The 21,663-nt window shown below is 69.6% G+C and carries 17 protein-coding genes and 1 pseudogene; 4 read left to right on the forward strand and 14 right to left on the reverse strand.

Annotated elements, in window-relative coordinates; genetic code table 11:
* Positions 1–85 precede the first annotated feature (85 nt).
* From ABME02_RS02845 to ABME02_RS02855, 3 genes are all read left to right on the forward strand, one after another.
* On the forward strand, positions 86–763 hold the full coding sequence (locus ABME02_RS02845) for a MerR family transcriptional regulator (RefSeq protein WP_353813758.1): 678 nt from the start codon (positions 86–88) through the stop codon (positions 761–763).
* A gap of 67 nt (positions 764–830) precedes the next feature.
* Positions 831–3,215 (forward strand): helix-turn-helix transcriptional regulator, encoded by a 2,385-nt coding sequence (locus tag ABME02_RS02850; protein ID WP_353813759.1) that lies wholly within the window; start codon positions 831–833, stop codon positions 3,213–3,215.
* A 139-nt stretch (positions 3,216–3,354) separates the two neighbouring features.
* A complete protein-coding gene (locus ABME02_RS02855; protein WP_353813760.1) occupies positions 3,355–4,815 on the forward strand; it encodes a thioredoxin domain-containing protein in 1,461 nt (486 codons plus the stop codon).
* A 129-nt stretch (positions 4,816–4,944) separates the two neighbouring features.
* Here the strand turns inward: ABME02_RS02855 and ABME02_RS02860 are convergent, their stop codons facing one another.
* The 6 genes from ABME02_RS02860 to ABME02_RS02885 form a co-directional block, all read right to left on the reverse strand.
* Entirely contained in the window at positions 4,945–5,781 is an 837-nt protein-coding gene (locus ABME02_RS02860; RefSeq protein ID WP_353813761.1) for an alpha/beta fold hydrolase, read from the reverse strand.
* Between the two features lie 129 nt (positions 5,782–5,910).
* Complete coding sequence (locus tag ABME02_RS02865) at positions 5,911–7,287, reverse strand: class I SAM-dependent methyltransferase (protein WP_353813762.1); 1,377 nt, start codon at positions 7,285–7,287, stop codon at positions 5,911–5,913.
* A 153-nt stretch (positions 7,288–7,440) separates the two neighbouring features.
* The gene (locus ABME02_RS02870; RefSeq protein WP_353813763.1) at positions 7,441–7,806 is read right to left on the reverse strand and encodes a hypothetical protein; all 366 of its coding nucleotides are present in this window, start codon (positions 7,804–7,806) and stop codon (positions 7,441–7,443) included.
* 143 nt (positions 7,807–7,949) lie between these two features.
* Positions 7,950–8,759 (reverse strand): MerR family transcriptional regulator, encoded by an 810-nt coding sequence (locus tag ABME02_RS02875; RefSeq protein ID WP_353813764.1) that lies wholly within the window; start codon positions 8,757–8,759, stop codon positions 7,950–7,952.
* A gap of 53 nt (positions 8,760–8,812) precedes the next feature.
* The gene (locus ABME02_RS02880; RefSeq protein WP_353813765.1) at positions 8,813–9,478 is read right to left on the reverse strand and encodes a trimeric intracellular cation channel family protein; all 666 of its coding nucleotides are present in this window, start codon (positions 9,476–9,478) and stop codon (positions 8,813–8,815) included.
* Between the two features lie 72 nt (positions 9,479–9,550).
* Positions 9,551–10,252: an alpha/beta fold hydrolase gene (locus ABME02_RS02885; RefSeq protein ID WP_353813766.1), complete on the reverse strand. Its 702-nt coding sequence runs from the start codon at positions 10,250–10,252 to the stop codon at positions 9,551–9,553.
* Between the two features lie 150 nt (positions 10,253–10,402).
* Between ABME02_RS02885 and ABME02_RS02890 the strand changes: the two genes are divergently transcribed.
* Positions 10,403–11,062, forward strand: coding sequence for a GntR family transcriptional regulator (locus ABME02_RS02890; RefSeq protein ID WP_353813767.1), 660 nt, complete (start codon positions 10,403–10,405; stop codon positions 11,060–11,062).
* 130 nt (positions 11,063–11,192) lie between these two features.
* On the opposite strand, the gene ABME02_RS02895 is transcribed toward ABME02_RS02890, so the two are convergent.
* The 8 genes and pseudogenes from ABME02_RS02895 to ABME02_RS02930 form a co-directional block, all read right to left on the reverse strand.
* Complete coding sequence (locus ABME02_RS02895; protein ID WP_353813768.1) at positions 11,193–12,530, reverse strand: FAD-binding oxidoreductase; 1,338 nt, start codon at positions 12,528–12,530, stop codon at positions 11,193–11,195.
* Positions 12,531–12,784: 254 nt separating this feature from the next.
* Positions 12,785–13,621, reverse strand: a complete 837-nt coding sequence (locus ABME02_RS02900) for a hypothetical protein (protein ID WP_353813769.1) — start codon at positions 13,619–13,621, stop codon at positions 12,785–12,787.
* 170 nt (positions 13,622–13,791) lie between these two features.
* Positions 13,792–14,475 carry a response regulator transcription factor gene (locus ABME02_RS02905; RefSeq protein WP_154347091.1) on the reverse strand — a complete coding sequence of 228 codons (684 nt, stop codon included), beginning with the start codon at positions 14,473–14,475 and terminating at the stop codon, positions 13,792–13,794.
* Positions 14,468–16,489 carry a sensor histidine kinase gene (locus tag ABME02_RS02910; RefSeq protein WP_353813770.1) on the reverse strand — a complete coding sequence of 674 codons (2,022 nt, stop codon included), beginning with the start codon at positions 16,487–16,489 and terminating at the stop codon, positions 14,468–14,470. The genes ABME02_RS02905 and ABME02_RS02910 overlap by 8 nt, the downstream gene beginning before the upstream one ends.
* Positions 16,490–16,572: 83 nt before the next feature.
* Positions 16,573–16,764, reverse strand: coding sequence for a hypothetical protein (locus ABME02_RS02915; RefSeq protein ID WP_353813771.1), 192 nt, complete (start codon positions 16,762–16,764; stop codon positions 16,573–16,575).
* A 59-nt stretch (positions 16,765–16,823) separates the two neighbouring features.
* Positions 16,824–18,176 carry a hypothetical protein gene (locus tag ABME02_RS02920; RefSeq protein WP_353813772.1) on the reverse strand — a complete coding sequence of 451 codons (1,353 nt, stop codon included), beginning with the start codon at positions 18,174–18,176 and terminating at the stop codon, positions 16,824–16,826.
* 723 nt (positions 18,177–18,899) lie between these two features.
* Positions 18,900–19,556, reverse strand: a pseudogene (locus ABME02_RS02925) (ribonucleotide-diphosphate reductase subunit beta); the annotation flags it as partial.
* Positions 19,557–19,576: 20 nt separating this feature from the next.
* Complete coding sequence (locus tag ABME02_RS02930; RefSeq protein WP_353813773.1) at positions 19,577–21,469, reverse strand: PxKF domain-containing protein; 1,893 nt, start codon at positions 21,467–21,469, stop codon at positions 19,577–19,579.
* Positions 21,470–21,663: the final 194 nt, after the last annotated feature.

Below are 21,663 nucleotides of genomic sequence, written 5' to 3' on the forward strand. Positions count from 1 at the left end.
GCGAATGGTCAACCCGCCGCGGACGGCGACGGGTTCACTGATCCGGCTCATGTCCGACTCGACACTGTCGCTTGACCCTCACACCGTGTCATGGTCGAACGTGGTCTCCACCATGTACACCATCGGAGAGTTCGCCGCCTTCGGACGCGTGAGCGTGCGGATGCTGCGCCATTACGATGCGATCGGGCTGCTCGAGCCGGCGCACGTCGACGAGCACAGCGGGTACCGCCGGTACTCGAGTGCCCAGCTGCAGCGGTTGCTGCTCGAAGGAACAGAGACCATGAGCGACCACATCGAATACCGCGCCGTCGGGCCCGTCACCGTCTACGCGACCAGCACGGTCGCGCAGGGGATGGGCCCCGAGAACGTGGGTCCCGTCGTGGGCCCTGCGATCGGCCGGCTCGACGACGCACTGACCGCCGCCGGCCGGCCGATCATCGAGCCGGGCATCTTCTGGTACGAACCGGTCGAGGGCAGCGACGACCTCGCGGTGCACGTGTCGTACACGGCCGAGCCGGATCCGCAGTCGGGCGAGGGCTACGACGTCGTGACGCTGCCTGCCGTCGCAACCATGGCCACGTTGATCCACCGCGGCGACATGACCGGCATCGGGCAGTCCTGGCGCACGCTGATGGACGGCATCGTCGCCGAGGGGTATCGCATCACCGGCCCCACTCGCGAGGTCTACCTCGTGGCTGACGGGCACGAGCCCGGCCCCGACTGGGTGACCGAGCTGCAGGCACCTGTCGAGCGCGAGGCCTGAGCCCGGAGCCCCGACCGCGTTCGGTTCCCATTCCCGGCCAGGGCTGGCATCATCGTGGCATGGCACCGTGGCCGAGGCAGATGAGATGACCTCACCGTTGCCGCTGGTCGGTCGGGACACGGAACGCGCGCAACTCGACCGGCTGCTGCATCCGGACGGCCCATTCGTGGTCAACGTCACCGGGCCGGAGGGTGTCGGCAAGTCGGCGCTGGTCGAGCGCGTGCTCCAGCGCACCACAGGTCGCTTCGCCGACGTCCAGCACCTCGAACTGCGAACCGAGGGCATCGGCGACGTGATGCCGGCGGTCCGGAGCTTCACGGCCCGCATGCCGTTGTCGCTCCCCGGCGGGAACCGTGATCGGTCGTTGCTGGTGATCCATCGAGGCGATCCGCTTGCCTCGCAGGCCGAGTCGCTCGTGCGGCTCGCCGCACAGGACGGCGCCCTCACCATACTCGTCGAATCGGTGCCGGAACTCCGTGCGCCGGGCTGCGCACCCGTGCTCGTCGGGCCGCTCGAGGCGGATGCCGCTGCTCAGCTGTTCCGTCAGGCCGCCGCGAGCGTCGGGGTCGACGTCGGCGACGGACCGGAGGTCGACGACCGCATCCGTCGGATCTGCTCGTCCGTCGACGGCAACCCGCTCGCGATCGAACTCGCCGCCTGCAGGCTGCCGTTCATCCCCCTGACCCACCTCGATCCGCTCCTGTCGGATCCCCGCCGTGCCCTCGACGTGCTCACCGCCCCGATCGGTGCGGGCGATCGCGCGCGCGGGGTGCGCGATGCGGTCCTGACGACCCACGAGATGTCCTCCGCCGCGGCGCAGCGGTTGCTGGAACTGCTCTCGGTGTTCGCCGGTCCGTTCGCCATCGAGGCCGTCGAAGCGGTCTGCGAGGGCCTGGTCGCATCGTGCTACAACCCCCTCGGCGAGCTCCTCGACCTGCGATTGGCCGAGCTGGATTCGGCGACGACGCTCGGCCGGTACCGGCTCAGTCGACTCGTCCAGGGTTTCGCACGCGAGCGGCTCGAGACGTCCGGGCACGCCTCCGAAGCGCGCGATCGCCACGCCCGCCACTTCTCGGACCGGGCCCGTCGTGCGGCGGAGGCGGTCGAGGACGCCGACGAGGACGCCGCACTCGCGATCATGGGCGAGGACTTCCCGGAGTGCCTGCACGCGCTCCACTGGCTCATCGAGCACGATGCTGCGAGGGCGCTCCGCCTCGCGGCGGACCTCGGCTGGGAGGCGCAACGGCGCGGAACAGGCGAACGAGTGCTGCACCTGCTGCGGCATCTTCTCGATGCGCCGGGCGCCGGCGATCCGAGCGCACGGCGCGACGCGCTCATCTGGTCGGCGCAGCTCGAGAGCCTGACGCCCGATGCCCAGGACAAGGCCGGTGTCATCGCGGCTCGGGTGGCCGAGGCGCTCGTCCTCGCCCATGACTCGGGCGCCCCGCTTCCCCTCCTCATGGCGCTGCGCACCCAGTTCCTGGCGGTGTCCGCCACCCGCGACGTGCCGGCGGCCTTCGCGGCCTGCGCCGAGGGGATGCGCCTCGCCGGGGAGCTCGGGCATACGCGGTGGACGGGTCGATTCGAGGTCTCGGCGAGTTCGATGTACGGCAATCTCCGCCGGTACGACGAGGCTGCCGGGCTCGCGAACTCGGGGCTCGCACGGGCCATCCGCTCCGACGACCGGCGCACGGTGGTCTTCGCGGCCTTGGTGCTGCACTCCCTCCCGACGGGGACCCTGCCCGATCAGGACGGCCGCCTTCGCCTCGAGGACGTGCTCGAGATCGCCCGCGATCTCGACGACACGCCGCGCGAGCTGCACGTGCTCGCCGCGCTCGCCCTTTCGGCGGTCGACCGCGGCGACGCCGCGGCGGCCGCGTCCTGGCTCACCATGCGTCAGTCCGCCCTGCGCCGGGTCGACCTCCTGAACGGCCTGACGGTCTCGGTCATGCTCGCCGCGCTCATCGCCGACATCCGCGGCGACCACCGCGTCGGAGCGAGGCTGCACGGCGCCATCGCATCGCACGTCGATGCGGTGCTGGCGCTGGCAGCACCGGAGCACGGCGAGCGGTACCGGGCGGCCGTCGACCGGTTCCGCGCGACGCTCGGCCCGGCCGCATTCGCCGCGGCCGTCGCGGGCGGGCAGGTTCTCGATCGCGAGCAGACGCTGGGAGAACTCGGGGCGTACCTGCCGCAGATCGCGGACGTGCCGACGCCGGCCGAGAGCGCAGCCTCCCCGACCACTGCGATCGTGCCGCTGACTGCGCGCGAACTGCAGGTGCTCGAACTGCTGACGCGCGGTCTCCGAAACAAGGAAATCGCCGTCGAGCTGCGCATCACCCCGAAGTCGGTCATGCACCACACGAGCGCCGTGTATCGCAAGCTCGGCGTCCGCACTCGTGCCGAGGCCGCCACGAAGGCAGCGACGAGCGGGCTGGTGCGATTGGACTGAGCCCGTCGATCGGGGGTGCTCGACGGGTCCTGAACGAGGCGGGCAAATGCCCGATGCCGTCGCCGACGGCACCTCCTATCGTGACGGCGTTCGACATGCGCGTCGTCGACGCGGCGGCGCCTGGCCCGGGAGGTTCACGATGAAAACGCTCGCAACCCACGTGGCCGCCGCGGCGGTCGTCGCCATGGCGCTGGCGGCCGGAGTGACGCCCGCGGTGGCGGCCGACGGGGTCCCGGAGATGATCCTCTTCGACGATCCGTACTACTCGGCGCCGGTCGGCGAGGAGTTCGCCGGCCCCATCCGGGCGGTCGTCACCGACGACGCCGGGCAGCCGGTGGTCGGCGTCGAGGTGACGCTCTCCGTCGTCCCGGACACGTGGCAGGGCGCCACGGTCGCGCTGGACACGTACTCGGCGATCACGGGCGCCGATGGTGCGATCGTGGTGCACGCGACCGCCGGCGACATCGGCGGACGCGCCGTGCTGCGCGCCGATGTCGGTGACGACGTTCGAACCGGCGCGTGGATGATCGTGCGACCGCCGGGCTTCCGGCCGGGCGAACAGCTCGCCGGCATCGACGCCGAGGGCGAGGACGGCGCTCGCCACAACCTCCGCGACACCGTGCAGAAGGGCACGTACACCATCGTCGACGTCTGCGCCGCATGGTGCGGGCCATGCCGCTTCTACGCGCCGATGCTGCGCGATGCGAGTGCGAAGCTCGCGACCGACTACAAGGTCGACCTCGCGATCGTGACCGTGCTCCAGCAGGGCGCGAACGCCGGCGAACCGAGCACGCGATCGGACGCCGTCGCCTGGGAGGAGTCCCTCGGACTGACGAACACCGTGCTGCACGCGGAGGGCGACTCCGATTCCGATCTCGCGCGGGCCGCTGAGTTCTTCCTGCTGGACGACGACGCCGGCGTGGGCCAGGCGGTTCCCACGAGCCTGCTCATCGGCCCCGACGGCACGATCCTCGACCGTGTGGTCGGAGCCCAGGCGAGCGTCGAGGAGATCATCCAGCGCGTCCTCGACAGCGGGGCGAAGGCCCACCGGCCGAAGGCGCCCAAGCCGGACAAGTCGCTCACCGGTGAACGGGTGACCGCCACCCTCGACGGGGATTCCGCGTCGGTCGTCTTCGACCCCTCGGGCACCCAGCAGTACGAGCAGACGCCACTCGGCATCCTCGGACATCGGTCGGACGACACCGATCCGTCGATCGCCGTCCGGAACTTCTCGTTCTACGAACCGTCCGGTCTCCCATCGTCCGGCGAGCTGACACTCTCGCTCGAGCGCCTCGACCCCAAGCACGCGAAGGAACCGCTCACGTCGACCACGCTCTACGTGTGGGTGACCGGACTCCTCACGCCGGGGGACTTCGACCGTCAGGCCGGCGCCTGGGTCGAGTTGCCCGCGACGTCCGTGAAGGGCGTCACCACGGTCGACATCGACCTGGCCGCGCTGCGCATCCCGTACGAGCAGGCGTTGCGTTCGGGCGAGTACGAGGACTACGGCACGATCGGCGAACTGACCGACGCGGACATCGACGCCCTGGTGGCGAACATCGCCGGGGTCGAGGTGGAGGCCGTGTTCGCTCGGAAGTGACGGCTGCTCCGGTCGTGGGCGGTGCGTGATCGCGCATCGCCCACGACTGAGCCACCGTCCGCAATGTCGCATCCGCTCGCACGAGCGGATGGCGCGCAACGAACGCCTGCTCCTCGTGCAGCGGCCGAGCTACTGATGGATGAAGGCGAGGATGTCGGAGTTCAGGACGTCCGCCTGCGTGGTCAGCATCCCGTGCGGGAAGCCCTCGTAGATCTTGAGGGTCGAGTTGCTGAGGAGCTCGTGCTGCTTGAGCGCGGCCTGCTGGTAGGGCACGATCTGGTCGTCGTCGCCCTGGAGGACGAGGACGGGCACCGAGATCGCCTCGAGGTCCTCGGTCTGGTCGGTCTCCGAGAACGCCTTGATGCCCTCGTAGTGCGCGAGCGCGCTGCCCATCATGCCCTGACGCCACCAGTTGGCGACGACGGGCTCCGATACGGTCGCACCCTCGCGGTTGAAGCCGTAGAACGGGCCCGACGCGACGGCCTGGAAGAAGTCGGCTCGGTTCGCGGCCAGCGCGCTGCGGAACCCGTCGAAGACCGACATCGGCAGCCCTCCGGGGTTCGCGTCGGTCTGGAGCATGAGCGGGGGAACCGCCGCGACCAGCACGGCCTTCGCGACACGACCCTGCGGCTCACCGAACTTCGCGACGTAGCGGGCGACCTGGCCGCCGCCGGTCGAGTGGCCGACGTGGATCGCGTTGCGCAGGTCCAGGTGCTCCACGACGGCGGACGCATCGCTGGCGTAGTGGTCCATGTCGTGGCCGGTGCTGATCTGCGACGAGCGGCCGTGACCGCGACGGTCGCTGGCGATGACGCGATACCCCTTCCCGAGGAAGTAGAGCATCTGGGCGTCCCAGTCGTCCGAGGACAACGGCCACCCGTGGTGGAACATGATGGGCTGGGCGTCGCGGTCGCCCCAGTCCTTGAAGTAGATCTCCGCACCGTCGTCCGTGGTCACAAAGGACATGACCGACCTCCAGATTCCTCTTCAGCCGAGGCTCTGCCCGACCATCGTGGTTGGATGCTCTCCGATCGAAGGACGCACCGCTACCCCCTTGCGGAGACGTCTGAGGTACCGGTCCCGGACGGTCTCCGACTACGCCGTCCACCACGGCCGCAGCGGCAGGTCGCCGACTCCCCCGCGCTCGTCGGGCTTCACCGCCAGCACCTGGTGCAGCTGGATGCCGCCGCGCTCGAACTGGAGCCGCGAGCCGGCCATGTAGAGCCCCCACACCTTCGCGGTCGGCAGGCCGACCTCGTCGACCGCCTCGTCCCAGTGCTCGACGAGGTTGGCGCACCAGTCGCGCAGCGTCAGCGCGTAGTGCGGGCGCAGGTTCTCCTCGTGCAGCACCTCGAGGCCGACATCCTGCGCCTCGGTGATGATGCGCCCGGACCCGGTGAGCTCGCCGTCGGGGAAGACGTACCGGTCGATGAATCCACGGGTGGATGCTTCGGACCGGTTGTCGGGGCGGGTGATGCAGTGGTTGAGCAGCAGTCCGCCGGGGCGCAGCCGCGACTGCAGGAAGCGGAAGTACTTCGCGTAGTTGCGCACCCCGATGTGCTCGAGCAGCCCGATCGACGACACCGCGTCGAAGCCGGTGTCGGCGACATCGCGGTAGTCGGCGTGCCGCACCTCGGCGAGCTCGCCCAGGCCCTCCTCGGCGATGGCGCGCTGCGCCCACGTGGCCTGCTCCTCCGACAGCGTGACGCCGACCACACGGATGCCGCGGCGCGCCGCGTAGCGCACCATGCCGCCCCACCCGCAGCCCACGTCGAGCAGCCGGTCGCCCGGCGACAGGTGCAACTTCTCGAAGACCAGCCGGTACTTGTTCTCCTGCGCCTCGTCGAGGGAGGCATCGAGGCGCGGGTAGCACGCGCAGGTGTAGGTCATCGACGGCCCGAGCACCCACTCGTAGAAGGCGTTCGACACGTCGTAGTGGTGGTGGATGGCCTCGGCGTCGCGCGCCTTGCTGTGCCGGCGGCCCGTCGCGACCCGGCGCCAGCGCGGCGGCGCCTCCCCCGGCGGCGGCGCGATCGGCTTCAAGTGCTCGACGCCGATCGAACGGAGGATCTGCGCGATCGCCCGTGGCGGCGGCATCCGGAACACCAGTTCGTCGGCGAGCGCGCGGAGCAGTTCGTAGGGGTCGCCCGGGTGCACGCCGTGGATCTCGAGGTCGCCGGCGATGTAGGCGCGCGCGAGGCCGAGGTCGCCGCGAGCGGTGGCGAGGTAGGTCGTGCCGCGCGGGGTCTTCAGTTCGATCCCGATGGCGGCGTCGGGCGGGCCCGCCGAGCTGCCGTCGTACGCGGTGAACCGCAGCGGGAGCTGCCCGCCGGCGACGAGCTCCAGGATCTCGGCAAGGGTGAGCCTGCCCGCGGCATCCGGCTTCGTCGCGGCATCCGCCGTCGTGGCATCGGCCTTCGTGGCATCCGCCGTCGTCGCCGACCCGGGCCCTCGCTCCTTGAACGTCGTCATCGTCGTTGCACCGCCTTCGCAGAGAGGTCGAGGAACCGCGGTCGGGGTCGTACGGCCGCAGGAGCGGACACCCCACACGCTAGTCCGCATGAGCCGCTGCCGGGATGGTTCCCCCGCCGGCCCCGGGTCTCAGTGGGCCGGCCGGCTATCGCCTCACGGTGCGATGACGAGCCTCGCGATCCGATCCCCGTCGAGGCCGAACCTGTAGCGCAGGTCGACGACGCCGCCGGGGAAGTCGCCCTCGAGGTGCGCCAGCACCGTCCACTGCTGAGGACCCTCCTGGCGCTGGCCGGTGAGCGTCGTCGTGTAGGTGTACTCGCTGCCGGTCTTGTCGAGCCAGGCGCGGATGCCGTCGCGGCCGTCGTAGTCGATTCCCTCGTCGGTGACGCGGGCGTCCGCCGTGAAGGCCTCGAGGACCGACTGCCGCCGATCGTCGTCGCCGTGTGCGCGGAGGTATCGGGCGACGACCGGTGGCACGGTCGCGGTGTCGTAGGAGTCGAATGCGTCGGTGTGAGACATGGGTGTCCTCCAGTTCGTGTTCGGTTGACCGTCATGCACGGCATCCGGGATGCCGACCTCCGCCGAGGTGGAGTCCCGTGATTCGTGCGTGTCTCCACGCTCCCGCTTCCCCTGAGGGGAAGGTCAAGCCGACTCGTTCGCGCTCAGCGGACAACTCGGAAGATCGGCCATCCGATCTCGGTGACGGTGTGCGAGTCGATGCCGGGGAGCCCTTCCACGTAGACCTCGCGGACGGGAGCGTCTGTCGCGAGCTCGTGACGTGCGACGTGTTCGCCGAGTGCGGCGTAGACCTGCGGGATCGTCTCGTCTGGCCCCTCGTGGCGTGCGACGGCGAGCTCGACCGGGGGCAGCTCGACGAAGGTCGCCTCGCCGTCGATGGCACGTTCGGCGATGTCGTCACCGACGGTGAGGAAGACGGTGGCCAGTCCTCGTCCGTCGGCGAACAGCTCGTTGGGCCAGATGCCGCCGTAGTGGCCGGTCGACGACGGGTCGGATCCTGCGGCGATGTGCCGGAGCATCGCCGTCGAACGACGGAACCAGCTTGCGAGGTCGCGGAGGTCGATGACCTCGCTGACCGCCACGGCCCGGGTCTCGGGCACGCTGCGGTGGACGATCTCGACCGGCGCCGGAGTGGGGGCGAGGATGTCTCGGAGGTTCTGCACGGCGATCCGCGTGTCATCGAGCTGTCGCTCCATCCGCTGGAGGTGCTGCGCGAGCAGTTCGGTGCGCGCTGCAACGTCCGGAGCGGCGAGCACGTCTCGGATGGACTGGACCGGCACGTGGAGCTCCCGCAGGGTCTTCACGATCCGGGCATCCGCGATCTGGTCGGCGGCGTACAGCCGATAGCCGTTGCGGTCGTCGACGAGCACCGGGGTGAGGATGCCGTTCCGGTGGTAGAACCGCAGGGCCTTCGCAGTCATGCGCACCGCACGCGAGAAGTCGCCGATGGTCATGAGGGAACCCTCATGCGACGTCAGGTGGTCGGGGTGCACTCTGCGATTCTTCCTCAGCTCGGCTTCGGCGACCGGGGTCGAGGGCGGGCCAGCGCGCGCTGCTCAGGGAACCTCCAGCCGAGGAGGACGGCGAGCAGTCGAGCCGCGGTGGTCACGCCGACGCAGATCAGGCCGGCGATGGGCACTGGAGTGCCGACTTCGGTGAGCAGGACGAGCACGCCGACGCCGGACCCGGCGGCGACCGCGTAGAGCGTCCCGATCTGGAGGAACGAGACCGGCAGGCCCAGAAAGACATCCCGCAGCAGTCCCCCGCCGATCGCGCCGATGATGCCGACCACGAGCGCGCCGACCTCGCCGACGCCGAGCGACAACGCCTTGGAGGCACCGATCGCGCCGAACAGTCCCATGACGACGGCATCGAGCGCGGTGATGACCCAGCCCACATGGGTGAACAGGTGCTGGAGGATCATGCCGAGGATGGCCGAGCCGCCGGCGACGACCAGGTACCAGTTCATCCAGATGACGACGGGCGGCTGGTCGAGGACGATGTCGCGCAGCAGGCTGCCGCCGAGCGCGACCACCAGCCCGATGACGAGGACGCCGAGCACGTCGATGCGACGACTTCGGTGTTCGGCTGCGAAGAGGGCGCCTTGGAGGCCGCCCAGTCCCGCGGCGAGCAGTTCCACCCACAACGAGACCTGGAACGGTGCGACATCCATCCGAATCCTCCCCTCGTCGCTCGGGGCCGGTCCGCTCCAGGCGAGCGAACCGACCCCGGAGTCGATGCGGCGTCAGCGCGTCGCGCTGCGCTCGGCTGCGGTGGCGATGACGTCGGCGACCACCTCGGCCTGCGAGATGAACGCCGCGTGGCTGCCCGGGACGTGGGTGATGTCGGCCCCGATGCGCGTGGCCATGTGCTGGAGCATGGCCTGGTCGAACGCCTTGTCCTCCGTCGAGATCACGGCCCAACTCGGCTTGTCGCGCCACGCGGCCGCGGTCACCGCGGTGCCGAACGCCGACATGTCGATCGGAACCTGGCTGTCGGCGAGGAACATGGCGTCGGCCTCGCTGAGGTCTGCGGCGAAGCCGGCGTGGAACGCCTCGCGGTTGAGGTAGCCGTACCCGTCGTCGCCCACGTCGATGACGAACTCGGGCGTCGGCGCGAACCCTTCGTACTGCTGCGACGTGGTCTCCCCGGAGTCGGGCGCGAGTGCGGAGACGTACACCAGGCCGGCGACCTTGGGGGGCATGCCCGCCTCGGTGATGACGGTCCCGCCCCACGAGTGGCCTACGAGGATCGTCGGCCCGTCCTGAAGCTCGAGCACCCGGTTGGTGGCCGCCACGTCGGCCTCGAGCGAGGTGAGCGGATTCTGCACGATCGAGACCCGGTAGCCGCGAGCGGTGAGCAGGTCGTAGACGCGGCGCCATCCGGATCCGTCGGCGAAGGCCCCGTGCACGAGGACGACGTTGGTGATGTCGTGTTCGGTGTTCATGTCGTTCCTTCCGTAGCGGCCGTTCGGCCGATTCATTGCGGTCATGTGATGCAACACCGGCGATGTGCAATATATTGCATGTTGCAAAGGATCGGCAAGAGCCGAAGCGTCGACTTGCACCCGGGCCCCGGAGTGTGGGCAATATATTGCATGCCGATTCCCCGGAGCATCCCCGGCGTCGACCGGTCGCTGTTGCGCGATGACGTGTTCCGCCGGCTCCGGGACGCGATCGTCGACGGCACGTTCCTGCCCGGCGAACAGCTGAAGGATGCCGAACTCGCCGAGTGGCTCGGCGTCAGCCGGACCCCGGTTCGCGAAGCACTCCTCCGTCTGGGTGCGAGCGGACTCGTGGTCGCGGTGCCCGGGCGATCGACGACGGTCAGCGCCATCGACCCGAAGGCCGTCCGGGACGCACGCGACGTGGTCGCCGCCATGCACGTCCTGGTCGCGCGGGAGATGGCGGGCAACCTGTCCGACGCCGAGGTGGGGCGGATGCGTGACGCGAACGACCGCTTCGCCCGGGCCGTGAACGCAGGCGACACCGCCGCCGCCCTCGACGCCGACGAGGAGCTGCACGCGATCCCGGTGTCGATCCTCGGGAACCGCGCCATCGAGTCGGTGCTCGACCAGTTCGGCCCCGTCGTGCGTCGAGCGGAACGCGAGCGCTTCGCCGCGGGCGGTCAGGCCTCGATCGAACGGCATGAACGGCTCATCCAGCTCCTCGCGAGCGGCGACGCCGAGCGCGCGTCGGAGCTCACCTTCGAGATCTGGCACAGCCTGCCCGCGGAACGCGCCACTCCCTCGGAGTGACGAGCCGTGCAGAGCCGGTCAGGTCGACGGCGCCCCGCCCGACGCCGACGCCGCCGGCCGTACTGCGCGCTCGATCAGCTCGCGGACGTCGCGGACCTCGCGGAGCTCGCGAACGAGCTCGCCGACGTCGTCATCGTCGTTGCACCGCCTTCGCGTAGAGGTCGAGGAGCCGCGAGTCGGGGTCGTACCGCCGCTTCGCGGCGCGGTAGGCGTCGCCGCCGTAGAGCGCGTCGAACTCGTCGCGCGGGTAGAAGGCGTCGGAGTACAGCGACTTGTGCCCGTCGAGTTCGCCGACCTTGTGCTCGATGAGCCGGTTCGTCGCGCCTTCGGTCGCGCCCACGGGCACGGTCGACCAGAAGCCGACGTTCACGTAGGTGCGGTGGGGCTCGAGCGGGTACAGCGGCCAGTCGGTGTCGTCGCGCGGTCGGAGCGGGCACAGCCAGATCGGCTCGATCGGCACCTCGGCGAGGAACCAGTCGAGGAACTCCGCGGTCCGCTCGATCGGGATCTCGACGTCCTGGATGACGCGCTCGCGCGGCGGCCGGCCGCGGAACCGTTCGATGCGGTTTCCGATGTCGTACCGCCGTTCCAGCTTCATGAGCTTCCAGTACGCGCTGCTGCGCCGGTAGCGCCGCGGCCAGAGCCGGCGAACGAGCGGATGCTGCGCGCCGAACGCCTGCGAGCACCAGAACCAGTCGGTGTCCCACCGCCACAGGTAGTCGTGGATCGTGAGCCGGTCGTGCGTCGCGCCATCCGCATGCTGGATGGAGCGGTAGAAGATGCGCTGCCCGGTGTAGTCGCTGGTCGGGCCGGATGCCGCGGTCTGCACGCCCACGCAGAGGTAGCTCTCGTCGGCGCTGAAGACGACCCCGTCGAGGTAGTCGACGCGGGTGCCGTCGTCGAGGGCGCCGGTCTCGACGATGCGGCCCATCGTGGCGAAGAGGTCGGTGAGGGTGTGGAAGCGCAGGTGCGTGAGCGCGACGAACGGCTGCACTGGCTCCAGCTCGATGCGCAGGCGCACGGCGTAGCCGAGCGTGCCGTACGAGTTCGGGAACGCGCGGAACAGGTCGGCGTGCTCCGTCGGCGACGCGGTCACGACCTCGCCGGCGCCGGTGAGGATGTCGAGCTCGAGCACCGACTCGTGCGGCAGCCCGTTTCGGAACGACGTCGACTCGATCCCGAGCCCCGTCACCGCTCCGCCGAGGGTGATGGTCTTCAACTGCGGCACCACGAGCGGCGCCAACCCGTGGGGCAGCGTCACCGCGACGAGATCCTCGTACGTGCACATGCCGGCCACGTCGGCCGTCCGCGCCTCCGCATCGACCGCGATGACCTGCGTCAGCCCCGACGTGTCCAGCCCGCGGGCCTCGACCCGGTCGCGCGACCGGAACAGGTTCGACGTCGGCTTCGCCAGCCGCACCGTCGCCGTCGCGGGCAGGGCCCGATAGCTCGCCAGCAGGCGCTCCACGCCGTCAGCGTGAGCGGCTCGTGCGTCAGTCGCGTCGGTCGCAGGAGCGGACACACCCTCACGGTAGTCCGCAGGGGCCGAAGTCCGCATGCGGAGTTCCCTCGGCGACCGACGCCCCCGCTCCGCTGCGTCCATCGGCGCCGATGGGGCCGGCGGTGCGTCGTCGGATCAGGGGCCGTCGGTCCGGATGCGGTACGTCGAGGCCGTCTGGCGATGGGCCGTGCGATGGCTCTCCCGCCCCACGTCCGCACCGCCTATACGCGCGTCCGCTCCTCCGGCACCGGTGCCGGTATCGGTGCCGCCGTCTTGCCGAGTCGGATCCCAGCGAGGATGAGCCAGACGACCATGAGTGGACCAGCGACTCTGAGCAGCACCAGGGCGGACTCGGTGAAGGCGCCCCCGAGGGAGGAGCCCGCCAGGCCGAACGCGGCGAGGAGGCCGATCCAGCGGGAAACGCCGTGTTGGGCCCAGCTCGCGCCGAGCAACCACGTCGCGGCGGCGAGATGGATTCCCCAGCGAAGCGGATCGATGATCTCCGTACCCACGCTGTAGAGCGTCAGCATCAGGATCATGTTGTCGACGACGACCCAGACGTAGCCTGATGCCCTCGCCCATGTCGGGGCGGGAAGGGCGGAGATCACGGGCAGCAGGGCGAAGTGGAACGCCAGTCCGGCGAACACGTAGATGATCACGCTCGGCGGCGGGGAACCTTCGAACTCGTTCCGCACGCCGAGGCCGATGATCACGATCATCCCGAGGACGAAGAAGACCGCGGCGGCATACGCGAATCTGGAGGCGACGGTGTCGTTCATCGCGTGCATTCCCTGCGAGGGCGTCTCGAACGACGGCGTGCCGTCGATTCGGCGCCGGCTCACGAACGCGGCCGCGATTCCGATCGCGAGTGTCGCAACGGCGATCAAGGACGACGTCACCGCCGGCCCGGCGTGGTCGATCCACATCCAGCGGACCGGCCCGCCCGCCGCCGCGGACGCGATCGCGTATCCGATCGACTGCGCGAACGAGAGCACACTCACGGTGAGCGCGACGATCGCCACCGCGACCCACCACCCACGTCTGCTGCGGTTCTCCATGAGCTGCCTCCGTCCAGTGCGACCTCAGTCGGCCGTGTCCGCGTGCGTCCGGATCTCGACCTCGGCTCACCGTCGACGCTACGGGCGCCGACGACCGTCGCGACATCCGGGATTCGCATGATGCGTTGCGGAATCCCGGAACCCCGATCGGGGTGTCCAGCGGGCCTGGCTCAGATGGGCCGCGCGCGACGCTGGTCGTCGAAGAACGCGAGCACCGCGGCGACCCGGCGGTGCACATCAGGCTCGTCGGCGAGTCCGAGCTTCGTGAAGATCGAGCCCAGGTACTTCTCGATCGAGGATTGGCTGAGGTGCAGCCGCTCGGCGATCGCACGGTTGCTGGCACCGCCCGCGACGAGGGCGAGCACCTCGTGCTCGCGGTCGGTGAGGGCGAGCAGCGGCGAGTCCGCGTTCCGGCGTGAATGCGCCACCATGGTCGCGACGACGTCGGCGTCCACCACCGACCCGCCGTCGACGACCTCACGAATGGCCGCGAGCAGCTGCGCGGGTCGCCCGACCCGTTCCTTGAGCAGGTACGCGAGCCCGCGCGTGCCTTCCCGGAACAGCGACATCGCGTAGGCGGGATCGTTGTGCTGCGAGAGCACGACGACTCCGATCTCAGGGTGCGCGGCGCGGATCGCGAGCGCGGCGTCCACGCCCTCGGTGCGATGATGCGGAGGCATCCTGATGTCGGTCACGACGGCGTCGGGTCGCTCACGCTCGACCACCTGGGCGAGCTCGACCGCGGTCGAGACCGCGGCGATCACCGTGAGCCCGCCGTTCTCCACGGCGTGGCGGACCCCTTCGCGGACGAGGTAGTGGTCCTCGGCGATCGCGATACGCAGCGGTTCAGGCATCCTCGAACTCCACCTCCCGTGCGTCCAGTGAGGCGCGCACGAGGGTGCCCCCGCCCCCATAGCGTGCCACGGTCAGCGACCCGCCGAGCGCTTCGATCCGATCGCGCACGCCCGCGAGGCCACGCCCGATGCCGAGCGGGTCGCCACCCGGGCCGATCCCGTCATCCGCGATGGCGATCTCGAGGCGCGCGCCGTTGCGACTGAGCGTGATCTCCACCCGATGCGCCTCGGCGTGCTTCAGGCTGTTCGCGAGCGCCTCCGCGACGATGAAGTAGCCGGCGCCTTCGATCGCCTCATCGAATCGTGCCGTGCGCAGGTCGGCATCCGCCCGGACGGTGACGGGAATCGGATGTCGCGCCGAGAGGGCCTCGACGGCACCGAGGAGTCCCTGGTCGGTGAGCACGCTCGGATGGATCCCCGTTGCCAGGTCGCGGATGTCGTCCAGCACGCGGGTCAGGCCGTCGCGGAGCAGGTCCATCGCGGTCGGCTGGACTGCGGGTTCCGTGTCGAACTGCCCGACGAGCGCGATGAGCGCGACGAGGTCCTGCTGGACGCCGTCGTGGATGTTGCGCTCGATGCGTCGCCGCTCGCCCTCCTGGGCGTGGACGAGGCGGGTGCGCGACGCCGACAGCTCGGCCGCCTGCGCGGCGAGCCGCTGGGTGAGGCGCACGTTCGCGACCGCGAGCGCGGCCTGCTGCGCGAAGGTCATGACGACCGCGCGGTCCTCGGGCGACCATGCTCCGGCTCGCTTGGGTCCGCACAGCACGTCACCGACGTGGGCACCGTCGAGCACCACCGGAGCGGCGAAGACCGGCGCCTCATCAGGGGTCGGGCCGGGCTCGTCGGCATCGGTGATGCTGACCCGCACCCACGTGATGCCGAGTCCGTCTTCGAGCGCGGTCGACATGCGCGGCAGGAGCGTGCCCAGGTCGAAGGTCTCGGCGAGCGTCCTCCCGAGCCGCGCGATGGCGACGGCGGGATCGGGCCGCGCGCCGAACAGCCAACGATCGGCGACGCGCCCCAGCGCGCGCTGCGCCGGCGCGAACAGGGTCGCGATCACGACGGCCAGGAGCACCGCCCACGGCACGGTGAGGTACTCGCTCGCGGTGACGCCGATGAGGGACGCCGCCCCGACGAAGACGGCGGCGATCGCGATCCACAGCACGGCCGCGACGAGCCCGCGCCGCAGGATCCGGTCCGGGTCGAACCGACGGGGATCGACCACCCCGAGGATGGCCGCGGCGGTCAGCAGTGGCGGGTAGAACACGAACACCGCGTACACGGCGACGGTCACCGCGCCCGCGTTCTCCCGCAGGACGAGGTTCACGACGAGGACGACCCCGATCAGCGCGAACGGCGGGAGCAGCCAGCGCAGGCGCCGGCGGATGCGGGGCCCGCTCGTCACGTAGCGCACGATCAGGAACGCCGGCGCAAGCAGGGCCGGCAGCCACACCGCGCCGAGGATCACCTGCACCGTGCGGTCACCGATCGCGAACGGCAGGACGTGAAGCGGATTCGGTTCGCCCGAGACCTGCACGAACCACTCCAGGGGCAGGTTCTCCGCTCCGAAGGTGACCAGGGCGACGGTTGCGTACATGAGCGAACCCGTCGCCCAGAGCACCGGGACGGTGTACGGCAACGGCCGCCCGTCCGGGTAGATCCGGAGCGCGACGAGCATCAGCAGGAGTACCCCGACGGTGAGGCTTCGCCGCGCGAGCAGGAGCCAGGCCGCCGACGCCTCAGCTCCCAGCTGCAGAGCCTGGTCGGTGAAGACATCCATCCCGGTTCCGACGGCGCCCAGGCCCGTGGCGATGACGATCCAACTGATGACTCGATCGCCCCGATAGCGCAGCCGCGCGATTCCCGCGATCACCACGGAGCACAACGATGCGACCAGCCAGGGCAGGCTCACGGGCCATCCCGCCAAGGCGAGCGCGAACCCGGCGACGGTGGCGACGAGCCCCGTTGCCACCGAAGCCTCGGCCCAGAGGCCGTGGACGCGGCGGGCTTCCATGCCGCCATCGTCCCGCACTTCGGCGCAACTGGCGATGCCGTGGCCTGCAAGGGACGATTCCGGAATATCGCAATCGACTCGCGTCAGAGCCGGCGAACGAGCGGATGCTGCGGGCCGAACGCCTGCGAGCACCAGAACCAGTCGGTGTCCCACCGCCACAGGTAGTCGTAGATGGTGAGCCGGTCGTGCGTCGCGCCATCCGCGTGCTGAATGGAGCGGTAGAAGATGCGGCGGGCCGTAGCGGCTCGAAACCGACGCCGGGGGCCGTCGACCATCAGTCCGTGTGCGGTCGGGGCCGCTCGATCCCCTGTTGCCCATGGCCGGCCGCAATGACCTACACTTCCGTGGCAGCAGGCTTCGGCACCTTGTAGACGCCGTTGGCCCGGTACTTGCCATTCGACGACTGACTGAACGAGACAAGCAGGCGCCCGATGTTGCCCGCAACGTGATCCGAGTACACGCCAGCCCAGCGTTCATGATCAACGTCGAACTCAGTGATTACGAGGCCATCCCGCGAGACGACTCCCATCAACTCGCCCGCATTCTTCCCTGCAGGTCGCGGCATGAACGTAACCTCAGCCTTGAGGCCGCGGGCGGCCTCGCTGTACTTGGCGAAGAGCGCCGCAAGGGCTTCCTGGTATTGCTTCGCCGTGGAGAAGTAGGGGTATTCCTCCTTCTCTCGAGGCCTCGACCAGCCTCCGGGTGCTAGCGACCGCGCCCAGGATTCCACCTCGTAGTACCCCGGCACCTTCACCGCGAGATACGCAGGAACGTAGTCGCCGCGGCGGATTTCGCCAGGTAGACACACAGGCTCGAGTCCAGCCTGGCGGCGCGCGCGAAGGGCCGCGTGGGCCTTCGAAACGAAGCGCGACGGCATGTCACCGACACGCACACCGTCGATTCGCGCGGTGATTCCCTCGCCGCGATCCCAGGCGAACAACTCCACCTCGGCGAATCGCGGGATGCGACCGGTCAAGAGTCCCTGGTAGTCGCCCACGCCTTGTACGTTGACCCATTCCTCAGCGGCCGTGAGGTCCCGGACCGGGAGCTTCCGCTCAGCGCGGATCGCGGCGACTTCACGGTTCGTTCCTGTGAGCCACACGCCGAAGTTCGGGCGGTCGTCCGTGCCGCCGGAGAGTACTGCTCGCATGAACACCAGCAGACCCTTGTCTGCGGCGCTCTTCACCGCTGGCTGCCACTTCGCCGACTCCCCGCTTGGCAGGTAGCCGCACTTCTCGCGTTCATGGCCGTAGACCAGATCAACCCGCACGGCACTCCCGCTCTTGCTGTGCGGATTGCCTGGCTCGGCGACGAGCATTCCGTAGAGCGGTCCTGAATCTTCGCCGCTGGACCGGTCGGCCTCGATGAGCGTCTTGATCCGACTGATCCCAGCGAGGTAATGCGATTCGCCGACCACCTCCCAGTCCGATTCCCCATCGTCCATCGTGAGTCCCATGACCTCAGTTGGGACGACGGGAGCGTACGCCCATTCCCCGAGGGGAGCGAACGGCTCGCCCTGGAACGTGAACTCCTCGAAGCGCGGATCGACAACTGTTTCGACGTTCGGCGCGACCTCGGCCGTCGTCTTCGCCGGTTGGCGAGCACTCTCCTGATCCGAACTGTAGGAAGGTGTATTTGCGTCCTTCTTGCGGAATCTGCTAAGCCAGCCCACGGGATCCTCCATCATGCCGTCTCGGGTAACGGCGCTAATCGGATGCTAGCGATGTGGCCCCGCCGGTCCGTCGCGCGTGACCACTTCGCGGGCCAGCCCGCCGGTCTCCGCGAGCGAGCGGGCGGGTTTCAGGCCGCTGCTACACCCTTCACTCCGAAGAGCCCGCGAAGGGGTCGCTGGACGAGACTTGGATTCTCGGTCGAAACCCACACCCTCACAACTGCACGGTGTCGCTGAGTTGTCGCGTCGCAGATGACCCGCCCGCCGAACTCGCACGCGGCGGAACCTCATCTGAGGCACATTCCGAAGCAGTTCCGCGAAGAGGCGCCGAACTTCATCCCGGATAGAGCCACTGATCCAGGCACGCCTCGATCCTTGCGATGGTGTGCAAGTCCGGCCACGACCCACCCGCGAGGATGTTTCGCAGGGTCCCCTCGTCCACGCCCGCATCTTGCGCCACTGACCTGACGCTGCGCCCCCCACCGCGAGGCTTAGGTTCAGCACGAACTGGCGGGCGACCTCGCCGTCTGGATCGGGCGACTCGATGTCGGGCCATGAGGCCGTCAGTCGGCTGGGCTTGTCCCGACCCGTCCGCCCCATCTCAGACCGCCTCACAGCGTATCTGTCGATATCCCGGCATTCCCATGGCTCAAGTACCTCGTTCAGGGTCAAGAATTCTGAACCGGGTCAACTTCGATGTATCCGTGGGTCAACTACCGTGACGTCTCACACACGGACCTAGAAGTCCCAGTCCTCGTCCTCCGTATTGACCGCCTTGCCGATCACGTACGACGAGCCCGACCCCGAGAAGAAGTCGTGGTTCTCGTCGGCGTTCGGCGAGAGCGAGGCGAGGATCGCCGGGTTCACGTCGGTGACCGAAGAGGGGAACATCGACTCGTAGCCGAGGTTCATGAGGGCCTTGTTGGCGTTGTAGTGCAAGAACTTCTTGACGTCCTCGGTGAGACCGAGACCGTCGTAGAGGCTCTGCGTGTACTGCACCTCGTTGTCGTAGAGCTCGTAGAGCAGCGAGAACGTGTAGTCCTTGATCTCGTCGCGCTTGGCCTGGTCGACCAGCTCGAGTCCGCGCTGGAACTTGTAGCCGATGTAGTAGCCGTGCACGGCCTCGTCACGGATGATGAGGCGGATCAGGTCGGCCGTGTTGGTCAGCTTCGCCCGGCTCGACCAGTACATGGGCAGGTAGAAGCCCGAGTAGAAGAGGAACGACTCGAGCAGCGTCGAGGCGACCTTGCGCTTCAGGGGCTCGTCACCGCGGTAATACTCCATCACGATGGAGGCCTTCTTCGGCAGGTGCTCGTTCTCGACCGACCAGCGGAAGGCGTCGTCGATGTCCTTCGTCGAGCACAGCGTCGAGAAGATCGACGAATAACCGCGAGCGCGGCCGTTCCGCGATCAGGTCACCGCGTGAAGGAGAACTCGGCGGCATGGACCGCGCCGTCGCCGAGGCTGAGCTCGAGCGTCTTGCACGAACCGGCGTAGGCCTTGGGCGTCGCCCAGTTGTACTGGTAGGTGCCGCCACCGAGGTGCTGCAGGCCGCTCTGGCCGGCGGCGGACTCCTCGACGAGGTTCGGCGTGTCCCCGAGGTCGCATGCCCGGGACGACACGCGCACCTTCACATCCGCACCCGAGAGATCGGCGGGCGTGCCGTCGACGCCGGCGACGGCCGTGAACACGAGCGGGACCGTGCGTCCGGCCTTGACCACGTTGACCGCTCCCGCGTCGAGCGGGGCGCCGAAGCCGCCGAAGCCGAACGCCACCCGGTAGTCGACCGACTCAGTCGCCTGGTTCCCGGCCACGTCTGTCGCCGAGCATTCGATGGTGAACGTCCCCGCGCTGCTGGTGTCGAGTGGATTACCGTCATTGCACGACGCATCGGCCACGCCCGACCCCGAGTCGGTGGCACCGGGATCGACCGTCACGACGTCGCCCAGCGCGAGGGGCGATGCGACCGATGGTGCGAGCGTCGGAGCGATGGTGTCGATGCTCCAGCTGTGCTCGGCTGGAGACGTGTCGTTGTTCCCCGACCGGTCCGAGGCGTAGACGGTGAAGGTGTGCTGACCGTCTGCGAGCCCCGTATAGGTCGCGGGGCTGGTGCATGCGACCGGTTCCGCGCCGTCGATCGAGCAGAAGAAGTCGAGGTCGAGGTCGACGCCGTCGGAGCCGCTGAACTCGAAGGTCGCCGATCCGGACGCGGTGAGCACTGCCGGCGCCGAGTCGATCGTGGTCTCGGGCGGCGTCTGGTCGGCGACAGCGTACGTGATGCGGATCAGGCCGTTGCCGCGATCTCCCGATACCCCGATCGCGCCCTGCTCGACCTGCTCGTTGACGAAGGCACTCTGGCCTCCTGCCCCGCCACCACCGGTGGCGTACCTGTTGTCGATACCGACCGCCTCGCAGGCGCCGCCCGCGCCGCCGCCGCCGCCGCCCTTCAGCCCGCCACCGCCGCCGCCACCGGTCGCGACGCCGGCCGACGGGTTGCCGCTGCCGTCCTGCGCGAATCCACCGGGGCCGCCATAGCCGCCGGTGGCGCCCTCCCCGTGCTGGGGGTAGGGGAGGGTGCACCCATCCCCTGGCGTGCCCTGGCTCGAATCGGGCGCTGCTTTGCCGCCGCCGCCCGGAACCGGGTAGACGACGCCGTTCGCCGTGCCCGAGCTCGCGCCGTCCTCGCCATCCTCGCCGGCATCGCCGCCGTCGCTCTTCGAGAACGTCACCTCAGGCTTCCAGACGACCCCTCCGTACCACCCGCCGGCTCCTCCTCCGCCGGCCGCGATGGCCACCAGCAGGGTTTCGTCGCCGCTCACCCGGGCGAGGAGGCTCGACCCGCCGCCACCGCCCGCGCGCCCAGCGAAGTCGAGCAGATGGGCGCCGGAGCGGCCGCCGTCGGGATACCCGCCTGCGCCGAATCCCAGTGATCCGTCGCCGACCACGATGCTCCCGCGAGGCATGCCGTCCGCGCCTGCGCCCCCGATACCGAGCAGGAACTGATCGCCGACCTGGGCAGGGGCCGTGAGCACGACCGCGCCGGCACGGCCGCCTTCGCCGGCGCCGTTCCCGCCCGAGCCGCCGACGACGACGGCGGTGAACGTATCGCCGATGAAGTCGGCAGGGACGGTCCACGTCCCCGGCGCCTGACCGGTGAACGAGAACACGCAGGAGCGCTCACCATCTGACACGGTGCACGTGGAGGGCGCGCTGTCGGCCGCGAGCGCGGGCGCGGGGGTCGCCAGCAGAACCGAGGTCAGCGCCACCGCCGCGAGTGCCGCCCCGGCGCGATGCGGGTGAGTGAGCATGGGGTCCTCTTCTCTCACGCGCGACGCCGTCTGCGCCATCGCTGCAGTCAGGCAAGCACGCGGGCCCCGGTGCGCACATCGGGCAAATGCCCGGACTCTGACGGCGGGCGCGCGCGTGACGCCAGAGCTACCCCAGATGCTCGGTCGGCTCCGCTTCGAGCACCGTTTCCTGCACGGTGTTGGTCAGCCCACCG

The organism is Agromyces zhanjiangensis, from assembly GCF_040496055.1.
GTDB classification, from domain to species: domain Bacteria; phylum Actinomycetota; class Actinomycetes; order Actinomycetales; family Microbacteriaceae; genus Agromyces; species Agromyces zhanjiangensis.